Origin of the sequence: Methylobacterium aerolatum, assembly GCF_022179085.1 — a bacterium.
GTDB classification, from domain to species: Bacteria; Pseudomonadota; Alphaproteobacteria; order Rhizobiales; family Beijerinckiaceae; genus Methylobacterium; species Methylobacterium aerolatum.
On sequence record NZ_BPQE01000002.1, the window covers coordinates 199,677 to 216,966 of the forward strand.

14 protein-coding genes are annotated in these 17,290 nt (G+C 70.8%); 6 read left to right on the plus strand and 8 right to left on the minus strand.

Annotated elements, in window-relative coordinates; genetic code table 11:
• Window positions 1-10: 10 nt before the first annotated feature.
• The 3 genes from MFF06_RS01430 to MFF06_RS01440 all read right to left on the minus strand — a co-directional run bounded on the left by MFF06_RS01430 (window position 11) and on the right by MFF06_RS01440 (window position 3,538).
• A complete protein-coding gene (locus tag MFF06_RS01430) occupies window positions 11-1,564 on the minus strand; it encodes a UdgX family uracil-DNA binding protein (RefSeq protein WP_238201203.1) in 1,554 nt (517 codons plus the stop codon).
• Window positions 1,564-2,775, minus strand: coding sequence for a putative DNA modification/repair radical SAM protein (locus tag MFF06_RS01435; protein ID WP_238201295.1), 1,212 nt, complete (start codon window positions 2,773-2,775; stop codon window positions 1,564-1,566). The genes MFF06_RS01430 and MFF06_RS01435 overlap by 1 nt, the downstream gene beginning before the upstream one ends.
• Window positions 2,776-2,950: 175 nt before the next feature.
• Complete coding sequence (locus MFF06_RS01440) at window positions 2,951-3,538, minus strand: RecX family transcriptional regulator (RefSeq protein WP_238201204.1); 588 nt, start codon at window positions 3,536-3,538, stop codon at window positions 2,951-2,953.
• A 155-nt stretch (window positions 3,539-3,693) separates the two neighbouring features.
• Between MFF06_RS01440 and MFF06_RS01445 the strand changes: the two genes are divergently transcribed.
• Together MFF06_RS01445 and MFF06_RS01450 are read left to right on the plus strand one after the other, a co-directional pair.
• On the plus strand, window positions 3,694-5,097 hold the full coding sequence (locus tag MFF06_RS01445) for a TAXI family TRAP transporter solute-binding subunit (protein ID WP_238201296.1): 1,404 nt from the start codon (window positions 3,694-3,696) through the stop codon (window positions 5,095-5,097).
• 62 nt (window positions 5,098-5,159) lie between these two features.
• Window positions 5,160-6,566, plus strand: a complete 1,407-nt coding sequence (locus MFF06_RS01450; protein WP_238201205.1) for a TAXI family TRAP transporter solute-binding subunit — start codon at window positions 5,160-5,162, stop codon at window positions 6,564-6,566.
• Between the two features lie 258 nt (window positions 6,567-6,824).
• On the opposite strand, the gene MFF06_RS01455 is transcribed toward MFF06_RS01450, so the two are convergent.
• Window positions 6,825-7,802: an aliphatic sulfonate ABC transporter substrate-binding protein gene (locus MFF06_RS01455; RefSeq protein ID WP_238201206.1), complete on the minus strand. Its 978-nt coding sequence runs from the start codon at window positions 7,800-7,802 to the stop codon at window positions 6,825-6,827.
• Between the two features lie 139 nt (window positions 7,803-7,941).
• On the opposite strand from MFF06_RS01455, the gene MFF06_RS01460 reads away from it, so the two are divergent.
• From MFF06_RS01460 to grpE, 3 genes are all read left to right on the plus strand, one after another.
• The gene (locus tag MFF06_RS01460; RefSeq protein WP_370876537.1) at window positions 7,942-10,749 is read left to right on the plus strand and encodes a [protein-PII] uridylyltransferase; all 2,808 of its coding nucleotides are present in this window, start codon (window positions 7,942-7,944) and stop codon (window positions 10,747-10,749) included.
• 178 nt (window positions 10,750-10,927) lie between these two features.
• Window positions 10,928-11,206 (plus strand): DUF2798 domain-containing protein, encoded by a 279-nt coding sequence (locus MFF06_RS01465; protein WP_238201208.1) that lies wholly within the window; start codon window positions 10,928-10,930, stop codon window positions 11,204-11,206.
• Between the two features lie 123 nt (window positions 11,207-11,329).
• Window positions 11,330-11,926 carry a nucleotide exchange factor GrpE gene (gene grpE / locus MFF06_RS01470; RefSeq protein WP_238201209.1) on the plus strand — a complete coding sequence of 199 codons (597 nt, stop codon included), beginning with the start codon at window positions 11,330-11,332 and terminating at the stop codon, window positions 11,924-11,926.
• 33 nt (window positions 11,927-11,959) lie between these two features.
• Here the strand turns inward: grpE and MFF06_RS01475 are convergent, their stop codons facing one another.
• Complete coding sequence (locus MFF06_RS01475) at window positions 11,960-12,397, minus strand: phospholipase A2 family protein (protein WP_238201210.1); 438 nt, start codon at window positions 12,395-12,397, stop codon at window positions 11,960-11,962.
• A 441-nt stretch (window positions 12,398-12,838) separates the two neighbouring features.
• Between MFF06_RS01475 and MFF06_RS01480 the strand changes: the two genes are divergently transcribed.
• Window positions 12,839-14,023 carry a hypothetical protein gene (locus tag MFF06_RS01480; RefSeq protein WP_238201211.1) on the plus strand — a complete coding sequence of 395 codons (1,185 nt, stop codon included), beginning with the start codon at window positions 12,839-12,841 and terminating at the stop codon, window positions 14,021-14,023.
• Between the two features lie 187 nt (window positions 14,024-14,210).
• Here the strand turns inward: MFF06_RS01480 and ada are convergent, their stop codons facing one another.
• From ada to rpe, 3 genes are all read right to left on the minus strand, one after another.
• Window positions 14,211-15,287, minus strand: a complete 1,077-nt coding sequence (ada, locus tag MFF06_RS01485; RefSeq protein WP_238201212.1) for a bifunctional DNA-binding transcriptional regulator/O6-methylguanine-DNA methyltransferase Ada — start codon at window positions 15,285-15,287, stop codon at window positions 14,211-14,213.
• An 88-nt stretch (window positions 15,288-15,375) separates the two neighbouring features.
• Window positions 15,376-16,122 carry a YebC/PmpR family DNA-binding transcriptional regulator gene (locus MFF06_RS01490; protein WP_238201213.1) on the minus strand — a complete coding sequence of 249 codons (747 nt, stop codon included), beginning with the start codon at window positions 16,120-16,122 and terminating at the stop codon, window positions 15,376-15,378.
• Between the two features lie 321 nt (window positions 16,123-16,443).
• Window positions 16,444-17,130, minus strand: coding sequence for a ribulose-phosphate 3-epimerase (gene rpe, locus MFF06_RS01495; RefSeq protein WP_238201214.1), 687 nt, complete (start codon window positions 17,128-17,130; stop codon window positions 16,444-16,446).
• Window positions 17,131-17,290 lie beyond the last annotated feature (160 nt).

The window sequence follows — 17,290 nt, forward strand, 5'->3', positions numbered from 1 at the left end:
ACCGGACCGCTCACGCGGCGAGGTCGTGCCCGAGCGTGGCAATACGCTTGAGGTCGCCGACGAAGGCGGCGTAGGCCTCCTCCTTCGCCTCGTCGGGCAGACGCAGCAGGTAGGACGGGTGGACGGTGATGAAGCCCTGGAAGCGGTCGTCGTGCCGGTCGAACCGGTATGGCCCGCGGGACCGGGTGATCGGGATCGCCTTGCCAGCCAGCGCCAGCACCGCCGTCGCGCCGAGCGCGACCACGAGCTTCGGCTTCACGAAGTCCAGCTCCCGATCGAGCCACCAGCGGTAGTGGCTGACCTCGCCGGCCGTGGGCTTCTCGTGGATGCGGCGCTTCCCCCGGAGCGTGAATTTGAAGTGCTTGACCGCGTTGGTGAGGTAGCTCGCCCCGCGGTCGATGCCCGCCTCCGCCATCGCCCGGGACAGCAATTGCCCCGCCGGGCCGACGAAGGGATGGCCCTGCAGGTCCTCCTGGTCGCCGGGCTGCTCGCCGACGAAGGCGAGCGTCGCGCCGATGGGACCTTCGCCCAGCACGGCCTGGGTCGCGCCCGGCACCAGGGGCTCCGTCTTGCGGATGATGGCGTTGAGCTCGTCGAGGCTCTTCGGGTCCTGGTCGGCCATCGCGGCGACGGCGCGGGCGGGCTCGCGGCGTGTGGGCACGGTCGGCTCCCTCTCGATCATGGCGGATGTCCGGTCCGCGGCGCCCCGCAGCAGGGCGGGGATGGCGGCCGTCTCGGGCAGGTTGTGCCAGTATTTCTTGGGCATCTCCGCCTTCATCGCCTTGGGGTTGACGCGGGCGGGGTTGAACGTCGTCTCGTAGTAGGTCTGCCACCCCGCCTCGAAGCCGTCGCCCTCGGGCAATTCGGCCCGCGAACCGGGCGGGCCGAAGGTCAGGACCGCGCCGTCCCAGACGGCCCGGGCCTCCGGTGTCAGGATCGTCCAGCGCATGCTGGCGAAACGCCGCACGAAGAACGGCGCGGCCGCCTCCAGGATGTGGTGGTCCGGCTCGAACCACGCGACGTAGCGCTCGCCGCCCGCCGCCTCGATCCGGCGGAAGCGCAGGAAGGCGTGCATTTTGTGCAGGTCGCGGCCGATCGCCTTCGCCATGCGGTGCAGGCGGTGGACCAGCGGGTCGCTCGCCACCTCCATCAGGTGCCGCTCGCCGTGCAGCACCCGCCAGATCAGGGCGTAGAGCAGGCCGTAGCGCTCCGGGTCCCGGTGGGGGACGACCTTCGGAATGAGGTCCGCCACGGCGCGGGGCAGGACGAGGGGCGCGTCGGCGGCCGCCGCGGCCTCGCCGCCGAACAGGCTCGGCGCGGAGGAAAGGCTCCACGTCACCGCTTCGGGAGGCACGCCCTGCGCCGCGAGGCGGCGGACGGCCGCGCAGAAGCCGGCGAGGTCGGCGCCGGGGCCGAGGAGGATGGTGGCGGAGCTCTCGCTCCCCCTTGCGGGGCGGGGAAGGGGTAGGGGTGGTGCCGGATGTGTCTCCGGGGTGCCTTCTGCGCCACCCCCACCCCCGGCGCCTCCCCGCAAGGGGGAGGAGAGATGGTCGCGATCCTCCATCAGAACAGGCTCAACTGCTGCGCCGGCTCCACGAGCCGCTGCCGCAGGTCCAGCCGGTCGGTGAGTGCCACGGGGCGGTAGTCGGCGGCGACGAGGAAGGGTCGGGCGCGCTTGAGGCTGGAGGTCAGCCGGGCCACGTCGTCGAGGCGCAGGGTCATGTGGCGGCGGGCCTTCACGATCTTGTCCACCGCCCGCGCGCCGAGGCCGGGAACGCGCAGCAGCATCTCCCGGTCGGCCTTGTTGACGTCGACGGGGAACCGCTCGCGGTTCTTCAGCGCCCAGGCGAGCTTGGGGTCGATGTCGAGGGCGAGCATCCCGTCCTCGGAGGCCGAGGCCACCTCCTCCGCCGAGAAGGAATAGTACCGCAGCAACCAGTCGGCTTGGTACAGCCGGTGCTCGCGGGCGAGCGGCGGTGCCTTGAGGGGCAGGATCCGCGAGCCGTCGGGGATCGGGCTGAAGGCCGAGTAGTAGACCCGCTTGAGCCCGACGCTGCCGTAGAGCACTTCGCTCTTGGTGATGAGCGCGGCGTCCGTCGTGTCGTCGGCGCCGACGATCACCTGCGTCGAGTGTCCCGCCGGAGCGAAGCGCCGCCGCTCGGCCTTGGCCTGGACGATCCGCTCGCCGATCTGCGCCATGGCACCCTGGATCGCCGCGCCGTCCTTCTCGGGGGCGAGGCGTTCCAGGCTGGCCTCGGTGGGCAACTCGACATTGATCGACAGGCGGTCGGCATAGAGCCCCGCCTCCTCGACCAGCCACGGGCTCGCCTCGGGGATCGACTTGAGGTGGATGTAGCCGGCGAAGCCGTGGTCGCGCCGCAGGGACTTCGCGACCCGCGTCAGCAATTCCATCGTATGGTCGGGCGACTTGATGATGCCCGAGGACAGGAACAGCCCCTCGATATAGTTACGCTTGTAGAAGTTGAGGGTGAGAGCCACGACCTCCTCAACCGTGAACTTCGCCCGCGCCACGTTCGAGGAGCGCCGGTTGATGCAATAGGCGCAATCGAACAGGCACCAGTTGGTCAGCAGGATCTTCAGCAGCGAAATGCAGCGCCCGTCCGGCGTGTAGGCGTGGCAGATGCCGGATCCGGTGGTGGAGCCGAGCCCGTCCTTGCCGGCCGCGCGCTTCGGCGCGCCGGAGGAGGAGCAGGACGCATCGTATTTCGCGGCATCCGCGAGGATGCGCAGTTTCTTCGCCAGAACCTCGTCCATGGAACGGAAGATGAACACAAATCCGCCCGAAACAAGGGCGGGACGGCGGTGCTCCCGGTCCTGATTGCCGCACCCTGCCGCATCCTCATCCCGAGCGTCTGGCCGGAAAGATCCCGGCGGCCCGTCACGCTCTCATCGGGGGGCGACGACCTTTCCGGCCGGTCGCTCGGGACCGTCAGGGCGCCTCCTCCGCCTCCACGATCCGCCGCGCCAGCGCGTAGGGAAAGCCCTGGCGGGCGAGGCTCGCGAGATCGCGCTCCCGGTGGTCGGCGCGCTTGTCCGGCAGCCGGTAGGGGCCGAGGCGGCGGCGGCGGGCATAGGCCCAGGCGGCGGTCTCCTCGCTCTCGCCCTCCGGATGGGCCTCACGCTCCGCCTCCAGCACGGCGGCCACCACCTCGCGGGAGACGCCCTTGGCGGCGAGCCGGGCCGTGGCGCCCCGGCGGGAGGAGCCCCGTCGGCGCAGCGCCGCGAGGCGCCCCTCGGCGAAGCGCGTGTCGTCCACGAGACCGGCCGAGACCGCCCGCGCCACCGTGGCCTCCACCATCTCCGCGAAGGCCCCCGGCTCCTCGCCCCTGGCCCTGGCCCGCTTCTCGACCCGGCGGGCCAGGGTGCGCCGGAGCATGTCCGTCGAGGCGCTGTAGCGCTGGAGATAGTCGAGGGCGGCGCGCTCCAGCCACGCGGCACTGACCGGGCGGGTGGGCCGCGGCGCGCCCGGCCCGGACGTTGCTTCCTGTCCCGGCGATGCAACGGTGGGGCGCTTCACGTGTTCTTCACGGTCTGAACAGGATTGCGTTTCATGAACGAGTCATGGAACGCGCGCAACGCGACGGGCAGGGCCATGCGCACCGAGCCGATTCCGTCCAGGGGACGCCAGAGGGAGTGCTGCGGCGCAGGCTGCGCGCGGCCGCGGGCCTCCTGATGCGGCGCGAATGGCTCCTCGTCCTCCTGGCGTTGGGCCTGATCGCGCTCGCGGGCGCGGTCGTCTACCTGTCGCGTCCCACCACCCTCACCGTGGCCGTCGGCCCCCAGGACGGCCCGGAGGCCAGCCTAATCGAGGCCTACGCCGCTGCCCTCGACCGAGCCCGTGAGGATGTGCGCCTCAAGATCGTGCGCTACGACGACGTGCGCGACAGCAGCATCGCCCTCCAGCGCAACAAGGCCGATCTCGCCGTGGTGCGGCCGGACGTGTTCCTGCCGGAGAACGGCCTGACCCTGGCCATCCTCCACGACGAGGCCCTGCTCGTCGCCCGCCCCGACCAGAACGAGATCGAGGACTTCCCCGATCTCGCCCGCAAGCGCCTCGGCTTCGTGGTGCGCCACGGGGCCGACCTGCCCTTCCTCACCAACGTCCTGTCCTTCTACGACCTGACGCCGGACAGCCCCGCCGAGGATGGCGGCGGCGAGCCGGCCGCCGGGCATGTCCTCGTCGTGCCGTTGAAGCCCTCGGAGATAAGCCAGGCGCTCACCGAGAAGCGCGTGGACGCCGTGGCGGTGATCGCGAGCCCCACCTCCAAGGTCGCGGGGACAGTGATCCGGGCCGTGGAGACCGGCTCGCCCGACCGCAAGATCGGCTTCGTCTCGGTGCCGGACGGCGACGCCATCCTCCAGCGCTTCCCCGAACTGCAGGCGGTGACGATCCCCGCCGGCACCTTCGGCGGGCGCCCGAAGCGGCCGGCGGAGGAAATCCGCACCGTCGGCGCCTCGTACCGGCTGATGGCCCGCAGCACGGTGAGCCGCGTGGCCGTCGCCTCCGCGACCCAGCACCTGTTCGAGTGGCGCTCGCGCCTCGCGGCGGCCGCGCCCATCGCCAAGGTGATGAAGGCCCCCGACTTCGACACCACCGTCGCGGCGACCTCGGCCCGGCTGCCGAACCATCCCGGCGCCGTCGATTACTTCGAGCGCGAGCAGCAAACGTTCCTCGACCGCTACGAGGACTACATCTACCTCGTCGCCTTCTTCGGCGGCACCATCGGCTCCGGCTTCGCGTGGCTCGGCCAGCGCCTCGCCCGCCAGCGGCGGGAGCGCATCGACATCGTCCTCGACCGGCTCCTCGACATCCTCCGCGAGGTCCGCGCGGCCACGACGCCGGCCGAACTCGACGCCATCGTGCTGGAGATCGACGATCTGATCGCCGACGTGGTGTCCCACACCCGCGAACGCTCCCTCGACATGCGCACCGTCAGCGCCCTGATCCTGGCGGTGGACGGCGTCCACGAGGCGGTGGGCGACGCCCGGCGGCGGATCGGCGCGCCGACTGCGGAACAGGGCGAGCGCCGCCGCTCCGCCCAGCTCATGGCGCTGCGCTTCCCAGCGGCGGAATAGCGCCGGCACCGGACGGGACCTTGGGCGTTGGGGCTGCGGACGACCGCAGGACTGCCCCCCCGATGACCGCCCTGACCGCCTTCGTGATGCGCCGGGAGATTCTTCTCCTCGCCTCGGCGCTCCTGTTGTGCGCGGGCGGAGCGGTGGCGTGGTACCTGCTCCAGGCGACGGTGCTGACCATCGCCGTCGCCCCCCGCGACGGCACGGAGCCCGGCCTCATCAAGGCCTATGCCGACGCCCTGGAGGCGGACCACGCCGGCATCCGCCTGAAGATCCTTCCCTTCGACGACGTGCGGGAGAGCGCCGCCGCGCTCCAGGACGGGCGGGCCGACCTCGCGGTGGTGAGGCCCGACGTCCTGATGCCGACGAACGGCCTGACGCTCGCGATTCTGCGCGATCAGGCGATGATCGTCGCCTCGCCGGAGCAGGCGGGGATCAAGAGCTTCTCCAAGCTCGCCGGCAAGCGCCTCGGGATCGGCGCGCAGAAGGACGCCGATTACTGGCTTCTCAAGAACCTGCTGGCCTATCACGGCCTGACGCTGGAGACGGCGCAGCATCCGGGACCGGTGGGGACGAACACCGTCCTCCTCGTGCCCGTCGATCCCGACGGCGTCGCCACGGCATTCAAGGACAAGCGGATCGACGCCTTCCTCAGCATCATCGCCCCCTCGGCCCCGAAGGCGCTGGCCCTCGTCGGCGCGGTTCGCTCCGTCGCGCGGGACGGCAAGGTCGAGTTCGTGGCGGTGGAGGACGACGACGCCATCATCGAGCGCTTCCCGAAGCTGCAGGCGGTGACGATCCCCGGGGGCCTGTTCTCGGGCCGCCCGAAGCTGCCCGCCGACGACGTGAAGACGGTGGGCGCCTCCTACCGCCTCATGGCCCGCGCCTCGCTCAGCCGCCCCATCGCGGCGGACCTCACCCAGCAGATCTTCGAGAAGCGCACTGCCGCGGCGGCCCAGACCGATTCGGCCGAGTACGTCCTCGCCCCGGCCTACGAGACCACCGTGGCCGCGACCAGCGCGCGAATCCCGATCCATCCCGGCGCCATCGACTATTTCGAGCGGGAGCAGCACGGGTTCGTGGAGCGCTACGGCGACACGCTCTACCTGCTCGGCGCCCTCCTCGGCGGCCTCGTCTCGGTGCTGGCCTGGGTGCGCCAGCGGCTGGCCAGCCTGCGCCGGGAGCGGATCGACGACGTGATGGACCGCCTCCTCGAAATCACCGGGCAGGCCCGGACCCTTACCGATCCGGCGGCGATCGACGCGCTGACGATCGAGGTCGACGGGCTGGCGACCGACGTGGTCCGCTTCGCCCGCGAGAAGGAGCCCGACAGCCGGACCATGGCAGCGGTCGCCATCGCCATCGACACCGCCCGGGCGACGATCCACGACTGCCGCCTCGCCGCCGGGGGCGCGGTTCGCCCGACGCGGCCGACGCACCTGCGGGCGGCGGGCATGGCGGAGGGGTGAGGCGGCAAGCATCCCCTCTCCTCCCCTGCGGGAATCGTCGCAAAATTCCTCCCGCCCTCGACCTCATCCTGAGGTGCCCGCCTCGGCGGGCCTCGAAGGAGGCCTCCAGCGGTCTCCGCGATCCTTGGAGCCCGCCTACGAGGCTGCTCCGCAGCACCTCAGGATGAGGCCGAGGGCGGGATCAGAGGCGATGACCGCCTCTCGCAACGATCCCCATTGTGCAGGGAGAGGAATGGGCGTTCCGCCGGGGGCGCCCCCTCACTGCCCCGCCGGGTTGAACCCCGTATCGATCAACCCGTCCACCGCCTTGGGGACATCCACATCCGCCGCGATCACGCCCGCCTGTTGCAGGGCGACGCCGGCCGCGCGGATCGCCTCCGCCTGGGTCGGGCCGATGGCCGGCTGCGACAGGTCGGTGCGCTCGAGCTGCCGGGCGACCACCGGCTCGGGGAGCTTGGTGGCGGAGACCAGCGCGGCCTTAAGGGCGGCGGGGTCCTTCAGGGCCTCCTGGCGCACCCGCTCGTAGGCGGCGATCACCGCCTTCACGAGGTCGGGATTCTCCTTGGCGAAGTTTTCGCGCACGTCGAGGACGCCCCAGGTGTTGGCGGCGGCATCCCGGAAGAACAGCACGTCGCCGTTCTCGATCTCGGAGGCCGCCATCATCGGGTCGAGCCCCGCCCAGGCATCGACGTCGCCCCGGTCCAGGGCGGTGCGCCCGTCCGGGTGCTGGAGCAGGACCAGCTTGGCATCCTTCTCCGTCAGCCCCGCCCCCTGGAGGGCGCGGATCAGGAAGATGTGCGGGTCCGTGCCGCGGGTCACGGCGACCCGCTTGCCCTTGAGGTCCGCCGGCTTGGTGATGCCCGTGTCCTTGCGGGTGACGAGCGCCGTCCATTCCGGCCGGGAGAAAGCGTAGACCGCCTTGATCGGGTTGCCGTTGATCCGCGCCACCAGGGCGGCGGCGCCCGCCGTCGAGCCGAGGTCGATCGCGCCCGCGTTGAGGAATTCCAGCGCCTTGTTGGAGCCGAGGGACTGCACCCAGCGCACCGTGATGCCCTTCGGCTTCAGCGCCTCCTCCAGGTAGCCCCGCTCCTTCAGGAGCAGGCTCAGGGGGTTGTAGGTCGCCCAATCGAGCCGCAGCTCCGTCGGCGCGGCGCCCGCCGGCCCGGCCCCCAGGACGGCAAGGGCCAAGGCAGCACCCAGGGCACTGCGAAAGACCGTGCGGCGGGCCAAGGGCATCGGGGTATCTCCATCTATCGCGATGGGGCGGAAGCTAGGCCGGGGCGTTCGCTGCGTCAAACGAAGCGTTCTCTAATCAGTACGCCGCGTCGAGAACAATCTTCCATCGCGCAGGCATGACTGGCGCTGGCGGCGGATCATGCTAACGGGGGACATGCTCGACCTCACTGCAGAGCTTGAACAGATCCTCGCCGGGCTCGACCGCGACATCCGCGAGCCCACGCGGCTGCGCGCCGCCCTCGTGCCCCAGCTCAAGGGCGTGCTGGAGGCCGGCCACCGGGAGGCCGAGGAGCGCCTCCTGCGCGACCGCAACGGTATGGCCTGCGCGCAGAGCCTGTCGCGCCTGACGGACGCGGTGGTGCGCACGATCCACGACGCCGTGGTCTGGCGCCTCTATCCCAACGACAATCCCTCGACCGGCGAGCAATTCGCGGTGGTGGCCACCGGCGGCTACGGCCGGGGGACGATGGCGCCGGGATCGGACATCGATCTCCTGTTCCTGCTGCCCTACAAGCAGACCGCGTGGTCCGAGAGCGTCGTGGAGGCGATGCTCTACGTCCTGTGGGACCTGAAGCTGAAGGTCGGCCACGCCACCCGCTCCGTCGAGGACTGCCTGCGCGAGGGCCGCGCGGACATGACGATCCGCACCTCGCTGCTGGAAGCCCGCTTCCTGTTCGGCGCGCGCATCCTCTACGAGGAACTGGTGACCCGCTTCGACGCGGAGGTGATCGTCGGCTCCGCCTCCGAGTTCGTGGACGCCAAGCTCCGCGAGCGCGACGCCCGCGTCTCGAAGGCGGGCACCTCCCGCTATCTCGTGGAGCCCAACGTCAAGGACGGCAAGGGCGGCCTGCGCGACCTCAACACCCTGTTCTGGATCGCGAAATACACCTACCGGGTGCGCGACCAGAGCGAGCTCGTGGGCGCCGGGCTGTTCACGGCCGAGGAATATGCCCTGTTCGAGCGGTGCGACGAGTTCCTGTGGCGGGTGCGCTGCCACATGCACTTCGCCACCAGGCGCGCCGAGGAGCGCCTGTCCTTCGGGCTGCAACCGCGCATCGCCGAGCGCCTGGGCTACGAGGCACGGGGCGGCCTGTCGGGCGTCGAGCGCTTCATGAAGGCGTATTTCCGCATCGCCAAGGACGTGGGCGACCTCACCGCCATCGTCAGCGCCGAGATGGAGGCCCGCCACGCCAAGCGCACGCCGGTGCTCGACCGCTGGATCGGCCGCTTCCGCGACCGGTTCCGGGCGACCTCGGTGGAGGCGGAGGATTTCTGGATCGACCACGGCCGGGTCAACCTGCGGGCGGAGGACGCCTTCGAGCGCGACCCCGTGAACCTGATCCGCCTGTTCTGGCTGGCCGACCGGCACAACGTGCCGATCCACCCGGACGCCAAGCGCCTCGCCACCCGCTCGCTGCGCCTCGTCACCCCGTCCCTGCGGACCGACGAGGAGGCGAACCGCCTGTTCTTGGAGATCCTGACCTCCCGCAACGCCCCCGAGGAGGCCCTGCGGGAGATGAACGAGGCCGGGGTGCTCGGCCGGTTCATCCCGGATTTCGGCCGGGTCGTGGCGATGATGCAGTTCAACATGTACCACCACTTCACGGTGGACGAGCATCTGCTGCGCACGGTGGGCGTGCTGTCCTCCATCGAGAACGGGCGGGTCGAGGAGACCTATCCCCTCGTCAGCCGCCTGATCCACTCCATCCACAACCGCCTCGCCCTCTATGTGGCGATCCTCCTGCACGACATCGCCAAGGGGCGGCCGGAGGACCACTCCATCGCCGGCGCGCAGATCGCGCAGAAGCTCTGCCCGCGCTTCGGCCTGACCCCCGCCGAGACCGAGACGGTGGCGTGGCTGGTGGAGCACCACCTGCTCATGTCGATGACGGCCCAGAGCCGCGACCTCTCGGACCACAAGACGATCGAGCGCTTCGCGGCCACCGTCCAGACCCTGGAGCGGCTGAAGCTCCTGACGATCCTCACCGTGGCGGACATCTCGGCGGTGGGACCCGGCGTCTGGACCGCGTGGAAGGGCACGCTGCTGCGCACCCTCTACGATGAGACCGAGGTCTACCTCTCCGGCGGCCATTCCGAGATCGCCCGCACCGACCGGGTGCGGCTGATCCAGATGAGCCTGCGCGAGCAGCTGCCCGAATGGGAATCGGAGCGGTTCGACGCCTACGCCGCCCGGCACAAGCAGGCCTACTGGCTGAAGGTCGACGGCGCCCGGCAGGTGAAGAACGCCCTCCTCCTCCGCCGTACCGCCGAGGAGGGCCGGACCGGCGCCACCGAGGTCGGGCTCGACCCCGTGCGGGGCGTGACCGAGATCACGGTCTACTCGCCCGACCACCCGCGCCTCCTCGCCATCGTCACCGGTGCCTGCGCGGCGGCGGGGGCCAACATCGTCGATGCGCAGATCTTCACGACGACGGACGGCTTCGCGCTGGATACCTTCGTCATTTCCCGCGCCTTCGACCGGGACGAGGACGAATCGCGCCGCACCCGCCGGATCACCGACGTGATCGACCGGGCGTTGAAGGGCGAAATCCGCATCGCGGAGCTCGTGGCCGACAAGCACCCGCCCACCAGCGCCCGCGCCAAGACCTTCCTCGTGCCGCCCGACGTGACCATCGACAACGCCCTGTCGAGCCGCGAGACGGTGATCGAGGTGACGGGCCTCGACCGGCCCGGCCTGCTCTTCGAGCTGACGACGGCGCTGGGCGGCCTCAACCTCAACATCACCTCGGCCCATGTGGCGACCTTCGGCGAGCGGGCGGTGGACGTCTTCTACGTCACCGACCTCACCGGCACCCGCGTCACCCAGCCCGACCGGCAGATCTCGATCCGGAAGGCCGTGCTGGAGGTGTTCGCGGCGGATGTCGCGATCCTGAGGGCCGAGGGACTGGAGGCGCTGGTGGCGGCACCGCCCATGCGGGACTCGTGAGGGCGCGCGGGCCCAAAGCGACGGAGGAAAGTTGACGGGATAGCTCGGCCGTGATTGATCTGACGGTACCTCGTTCGAGGTCGTAAGCGTCCGACGTCAGGCAACGCATCCCACCCGGTTCCACCGGTCGGATGCGTCGTGCGCTCCGGATCTGGTGGACGTCCTTCCGGATTGCTCCATGGCTTCCAAGACCTTCTTTCCCTCTCTCTTCCCCCTCAGGAAGCTGCCCGCCCGCTGGGCCGGCTTCATCATGCCCCTGACCCTGTCGGTGATGATGACGAGCGTCATCTCCTTCGTCGTCACCGCGCTCGGCTTCGGCCTGACCGTGGAGCTGCTGCACCGCTGGCCGCTCGCCTGGGGCACCTCGTGGATCGTCGCCTTCCCGACGCTGCTGCTGGTGCTGCCGCTCGTCCGCCGTTTCGTCGCCCTGGTGGTCGATTTGCCGGGCGGCCGATGAGGGATGCGGCCTGAGGCCGATCGCTCGGCGCGTCAAACCGCGACGCTTCGGGTTGATTTCACGGGGTTGCGGCCTGATATCACGGCCGGTTTCCCATCCGTGCCGACAATCTCCGAAAGTGCGATGACGAACGACGACAAGCCTCAGGACGCCTCCACCCAGCCCCAGGACGAGGCCGCTCCGGCCCATGCCGAGGCCTCGGTCGATCCCGTGGCCGAGGCTCTCGCCCTGCTCACCGCCGAGCGCGACGAGCTCAAGGACCGGATGCTGCGGACACTGGCCGAGATGGAAAATCTCCGCCGCCGCACCGAGCGCGAGGTCGCCGACGCGCGCGCCTACGCGGTCACGAACTTCGCCCGCGACGTGCTGAACGTCGCCGACAATCTCCGCCGGGCGCTGGAGAGCGTGCCGCAGGAGGAGCGGGCGGGCGCCGAGGGCGCCCTGAAGGGCCTCATCGACGGCATCGAGCTGACCGAGCGGGATCTCGCCAAGAACCTCGAACGCCACGGCGTGAAGCCGGTGGAGCCGCAGGGCCAGAAGTTCGATCCGAACCGGCACCAGGCGATGTTCGAGGTCCCGAATTCCGACGTTCCCGCCGGGACCGTGGTTCAGGTGGTGCAGACCGGCTACGTCATCGGCGACCGGGTGCTGCGTCCGGCCCTGGTGGGCGTTGCCAAGGGCGGCCCGAAGGCCGCCCCCTCCCCCGCCGACGCGGCCTGACCCGCAGCGGGCCGGACCGATCGCCGGTCCGGCTCACCGCAGGCTGGGCAGGCGTGGGCCTGCCCCATCGTCGCAGGGAATCGCGGCGGCGAAGGTCGCAATGAGCTCGGCGGTCTCACGGGTTTTCGGCGAGGTCCGGCTGTCCCGCGCCACCAGCCCGGCCTCGACACGGAGCCGCTCGTTGCAGGCGCAGGCCGGCAAGGTCGCGGGCTCGGTGGGCCAGCACGCATCGTGGTGGGCGCAGGCCCGATCCAGGGCGTCGGCCGGCCGGACATGCGGGCCGCGATTGCCCGGGCCGCAGTAGTTTCCATGGATGAGGACGCCCGGTCCACGGGCATCGTTCACAATCTCGAGGCCCCCTGCCCCCGCCCCGACGCCGGGCAGGATCATGGCTGCCGCCACGAGAAACAAGGCGCGAAACTTGAGACCCAGGCCGCGTAGGTTGGAAGCGCGGAAGAGCGGCATCGCCATGGTCTCATTCCTTCGTACACGCCCCACATAGTGCCGGAGCTAGGCGAAACCGGACACCGGGCAATGATGCGCGGCCGGCTAAACTTAAAGATATGGTTTTCGGCCGTCGATCGGCGAAGATATCTGAGCCGTGACTGCCCCTCCTCACATCCCGCGAAGCACAGGCCAGTTTCGGCGCAGCCCACATCATAATGCGTCGCCGTGTTGCTTACATCGCGACCGCACCGCAGATGACAGGGGGCGGCTTCGCGCGATGCGCGGGAGATCGAAGATCATTCACGATGATTCAACGGTCGTGGACGCAGCAATGAGGACGTGAGACACTTCGTCGAGCGGAAGTGGGTCCGGACATCGCTGTAATGAACTACAAGTTTCTCGTGTTTTTGCAAACAGATCTTGGGTTGTGCTTCCCCACCGTGACGTCCGCCTGAGGTCCGGCCGGTGACGGAGCGCCCGCATCGCCGGTCGGTCCTGGCCCTGCTGGCCGGGGCGGCGGGGCTGCATCCCATGGCCGTCGCGCGGGGACAGGGCCTCGGAGGATCCGGCGCGATCGGGACGATCCGGGGCCTCGCCCCCCTGATCGTGAATGCGCAGCGCATCGCCCCGGCACCGGACGTGGCGGTGAGGATCGACGGGCAGTTGGCCTCTGTCGCGGACCTCGCGGTCGGGCAGGTGGCGCGAATCGTCGGGCGCGCGGAGGCGGACGGCCTCGCCGCGGCCGCGATCGACGTGACGAGCGAGGTGGTCGGCTCGGTCGAGGCGGCGGCGCCCGGCCGCCTGATCGTCCTCGGCCAGCGGGTGATCACCGCCGGTTTGCCCGGAGAGTGGAGGCCCGGCACCCGCGTGGCGGTCTCCGGATTGCGGCGGCTCGACGGGGTGATCGTCGCGAGCCTCGTGACGGCGCGCGGCCCCGGCCTCGACCGCGTCGCCGGACCGGTCCGCCGGGGGGCCGACGGCGGGTCGATGATCGGGAACCTGCCGCTCCTCGGCGGCGCGCCGTTGCAATCCGGTTCCCGCGCCCTGGCGACCGGGTCGGCGGAAGGCGGGGCGTTGCGGGTGTTCGAGGCGGTGCCGGATTCCCGTCCCTTTCCGGCCGGTCTCTGGAGCGTCTCGGTGGAGGTTTATCTCGGCCGGGCCGGGACGGCGCTCGCGCTGGGCTCGGGCGTGCCGCTGACGGGCGAGCCCGGCCCCTCCCTGCCGCAGGTCGGCAGCGTGCGGGCCATCGTGACCGCGAGCCTCGGCCCGGAGGGGGGCTTGGTCCTCGATCACCTCGACATCCTGGAGCGGGTGGACCACGCCGACGCCGCCCTGTCGGACCTCCAGTACGAGCCGGATCGGATCGACCTGCGGAAGTTGACGAGCCCGGCCCGCGAGCCCTCCGGCCGCGACCCGAACCTGCAACGCGCCGGCTCGCGGATGCTCGACACCCGGCCAGGGGGCGACATCAGCCGGCCGCCGGACGATGCGTCGCTTCGGGATGCCGACCGCAACCCGCGGGCCGGCTCGAACGGGCTCGCGACCGGCAGGGGGGCAGGGACGCGGGCCGGACCTGGTCCGAACGGGCCCACCTATCCCGGCTCCGGCGGTGCCGACGCCCCGAGCAACATCCCCGGATTCCGGCGCTAACGGGGCTCCGGTCGCACCCGGATCGCGACGCTCGCTCGTCATGGCGAGCGTGAGCGAAGACGGTGGAACGGGGGCGATCCGGAGCGCTCCGAAACCGCCCGCACCCGTGCTTCCGAGGCGATGTCTCAACCCGCGCCGACGCGTCCATTCGGACCGGGGCATGGGCCACCCGCCGGGCGGGCGCGGATCACGTCTTCCGTTCTAGCACCAAGAGCGCCCGCTTGCGCTCGGTGCCCCAGCGGTAGCCCGACAGGCCCCCGTCCGCGCGCACCACCCGGTGGCAGGGCACCGCCACGGCGAGGGGGTTGGCGGCGCAGGCCAGGGCCACGGCGCGGGCGGAGCCCGGTGCGCCGATGGCGCGGGCGATGTCGGCATAGCTCGCGGTGTTCCCCGGCGGAATGGCCCGCAGCGCCTGCCAGACCCGTTGCTGGAACGCCGTGCCGCCGATGTCGAGGGGCAGGTCGTGCGCCCGGCCGGGCGTCTCCACGAGGGCGACGGCTCCTGCGATCCACTCCGAGAAGGCGGCATCCCCCGCGACGAGGTCGGCAGCGGGGAAGCGCCTGCGCAGGTCCTGCTCCAGGTCCTGCGGATCGTCCCCGAGCAGGATGGCGCAGAGGCCCCGCTCCGTCGCGGCGACAAGGATCGGCCCGAGGGCGGAATGTCCGGTTCCGAATCGGATGCGCTGCCCGGCCCCGCCCTTCCGGTAATCCTGCGCGGCCATGCCAAGCCGGTCCGGCGCCTCGGCGTAGAAGCGGCTCGGCGTCGCGTAGCCGGCGTCATAGATCGCCTCGGTCACGGTCGCCGCCCCCTTGAGTCCCTCGGCGATCTTGGAAGCCCGCCGGGCGCGGGCATAGGCGGCGGGCGTCACGCCGGTCGTTTCCTTGAAGATCCTGTGGAAATGGAAGGCGCTGAGACCCGCCGCTGCGGCCAGGGCGGCGAGGGACGGCGGCGCCTCGGCCGTCTCGATCATCCGGCAGGCGCGGATCACCGCCTCGCTCCGGGGCGAGGCCGGGCCGACATCCTGCGGACGGCAGCGGAGGCAAGGCCGGAACCCCGCCGCCTCGGCGGCCTCGCAGGTGGGGTGGAAGCTGACATTCTCCCGCCGCGGCAGGCGGGAGGCGCAGCCCGGCCGGCAATAGACGCCGGTGGTTTTCACCGCGTAGACGAAGTGCCCCGCCGCCGATCCGTCGCGCGAGACGACGGCGGTCCAGTGGGCCTCGGCGCCGGGGGCGCCGGGCTCGTTCAGGATGTTCGCATCGGGCATGGCGGGCGCTCCGGGGTGAGGGGACGCGGCACCCTGCCCCCGTCCGCCGATCGGTGCATCCCGCCCCTTGCTGCGTAATTCCGGCGCGTCAGGCTTCGAGCTTCGCCATCAGGGCCGGCGACAGGGCGAAGTTGACGTAGACGTGCTGCACGTCGTCCTGATCCTCGATCACCTCCACGAGGCGGATCAGCTTCTCGCCGGTCTCGTCGTCCACGTCGATCGTGTTCTGCGCCTTCCAGATCAGGCCCGTGCGGGTCGGGTCGCCGAACCGCGCTTCGAGGGCCTTGGTGACCTCGCCGTAGGATTCCTGCGCGCAGACGACCTCGTGGCCCTCCTCACCGGACGACACGTCGTCGGCCCCCGCCTCGATGGCCGCCTCCAGCATCGTGTCGGCGTCCGCGACCGAGGCCGGATAGGCGATCACCCCGACACGGTCGAACATGAAGGCCACCGCGCCCGTCTCGGCGAGGCTGCCGCCGGACTTGGTGAAGGCCGAGCGCACGTCGGAGGCGGTGCGGTTGCGGTTGTCGGTCTGCGCCTCGACGATCAGCGCGGCGCCGCCGGGGCCGTAGCCCTCGTAGCGGATGTCCTCGTAGTTCTCGCCGTCGGCCCCGGTGGCCTTCTTGATGGCACGCTCGATGTTGTCCTTGGGCATGTTCTCGGCCCGCGCCGCGAGGATGGCCGCGCGCAGGCGCGGGTTCATCGCCGGATCGGGCGTGCCGAGCTTGGCCGCTACCGTGATCTCTCGGGCGAGCTTGCCGAAGATCTTGGACCGGACCGCATCGACGCGGCCCTTGCGGTGCATGATGTTCTTGAATTGGGAATGACCGGCCATCTGCCTACGGACTTACCACTGCGCGGCGCGGCGGCCTCAAGGCCCCGGACTCCGCTGACGGAACTGCGCTTTTTATAGGCCGCCCGCATCGGGGGAGGCAACGCGGATCGTCCCGAAGGGATTGGAGGATCATGACGACGACACGGCCGCCACCAGCCTACCGCCCGCCCTCTAGCCGCCCGTCCTGGCTGAGCCTCGGCCTCGCCGCGGTGATCGGCCTCGCCGCCGGAGCGACACTCTTTCCGACCAAGGCGCACGGTCGCGGCGGAGATCGTCCGCCACCGCGCGCGGATTGACCCTCCACCGGCTCCTCGGCCCGGCTCAGACCGCGAGGCTGCGCCCGGAGGCCCCCTCCGCGCCTTCGCGGATGGTGGCGATGCGCTCGGCGTAGGCGCCGGGGCCGCCGCTGAACACGGCGTTGCCGGCGACGAAGGTGTCGGCGCCGGCCCGGCTCGCGAGACGGACCGTCTCCGGGTCGATGCCGCCATCGACCTGCAGGCGGATGTCGCGGCCCGCCACCATGGTCCGCACCCGGGCAATGGTCTCCAGGGTGCTCCTGATGAAGCTCTGGCCGCCGAAGCCGGGATTGACGGTCATCACCAGCACGAGATCCGCCATGTCGAGGAGCGGCTCCACCATCGAGGCCGGGGTGCCGGGGTTGATGGCGATTCCGGCGCGCTTGCCGAGGTCGCGGATCGTCTGGAGCGAGCGGTGGATGTGCGGGCCCGCCTCGGCATGGACGGTGATGCCGTCCGCACCCGCCTGCGCGAAGGCCGCGAGGTAGGGATCGGCCGGGGCGATCATCAGGTGGCAATCGAAGAACTTCGCCGAGTGCGGTCGCAGCGCCTTCACCACCGGCGGGCCGAAGGTGATGTTGGGCACGAAATGCCCGTCCATGACATCGAGATGGATCCAGTCCGCCCCGGCCTCATCGACGGCGCGGACCTCCTCGGCGAGCTTCGAGAAATCCGCCGAGAGGATCGAGGGGGCGATGACGGGTGGCAGCATGGTCGACGGTCTTTCAGCAAGGGCGAGCCGAGCTCTCCGCCGTCATTGCGAGCGGCAGCGAAGCAATCCAGGGATGCGCCACACTCGGAAACGTCCCGCTGCCCTGGATTGCTTCGCTGCCGCTCGCAAAGACGGGGGGCTTGATAGAAGGGGAGTCGGT

Bases quoted from the DNA above. Each gene is read 5' to 3' on its own strand.
- MFF06_RS01460 (WP_370876537.1), top strand. From the start codon at position 7,942: ATGCTAACGGGGGACATGCTCGACCTCACTGCAGAGCTTGAACAGATC.
- MFF06_RS01455 (WP_238201206.1), bottom strand. From the start codon at position 7,802: ATGCCCTTGGCCCGCCGCACGGTCTTTCGCAGTGCCCTGGGTGCTGCC.
- MFF06_RS01445 (WP_238201296.1), top strand. From the start codon at position 3,694: ATGCGGCGCGAATGGCTCCTCGTCCTCCTGGCGTTGGGCCTGATCGCG.
- MFF06_RS01465 (WP_238201208.1), top strand. From the start codon at position 10,928: ATGGCTTCCAAGACCTTCTTTCCCTCTCTCTTCCCCCTCAGGAAGCTG.
- MFF06_RS01435 (WP_238201295.1), bottom strand. From the start codon at position 2,775: ATGGACGAGGTTCTGGCGAAGAAACTGCGCATCCTCGCGGATGCCGCG.
- MFF06_RS01475 (WP_238201210.1), bottom strand. From the start codon at position 12,397: ATGGCGATGCCGCTCTTCCGCGCTTCCAACCTACGCGGCCTGGGTCTC.
- MFF06_RS01430 (WP_238201203.1), bottom strand. From the start codon at position 1,564: ATGGAGGATCGCGACCATCTCTCCTCCCCCTTGCGGGGAGGCGCCGGG.
- MFF06_RS01450 (WP_238201205.1), top strand. From the start codon at position 5,160: ATGACCGCCCTGACCGCCTTCGTGATGCGCCGGGAGATTCTTCTCCTC.
- rpe (WP_238201214.1), bottom strand. From the start codon at position 17,130: ATGCTGCCACCCGTCATCGCCCCCTCGATCCTCTCGGCGGATTTCTCG.
- ada (WP_238201212.1), bottom strand. From the start codon at position 15,287: ATGCCCGATGCGAACATCCTGAACGAGCCCGGCGCCCCCGGCGCCGAG.
- grpE (WP_238201209.1), top strand. From the start codon at position 11,330: ATGACGAACGACGACAAGCCTCAGGACGCCTCCACCCAGCCCCAGGAC.
- MFF06_RS01490 (WP_238201213.1), bottom strand. From the start codon at position 16,122: ATGGCCGGTCATTCCCAATTCAAGAACATCATGCACCGCAAGGGCCGC.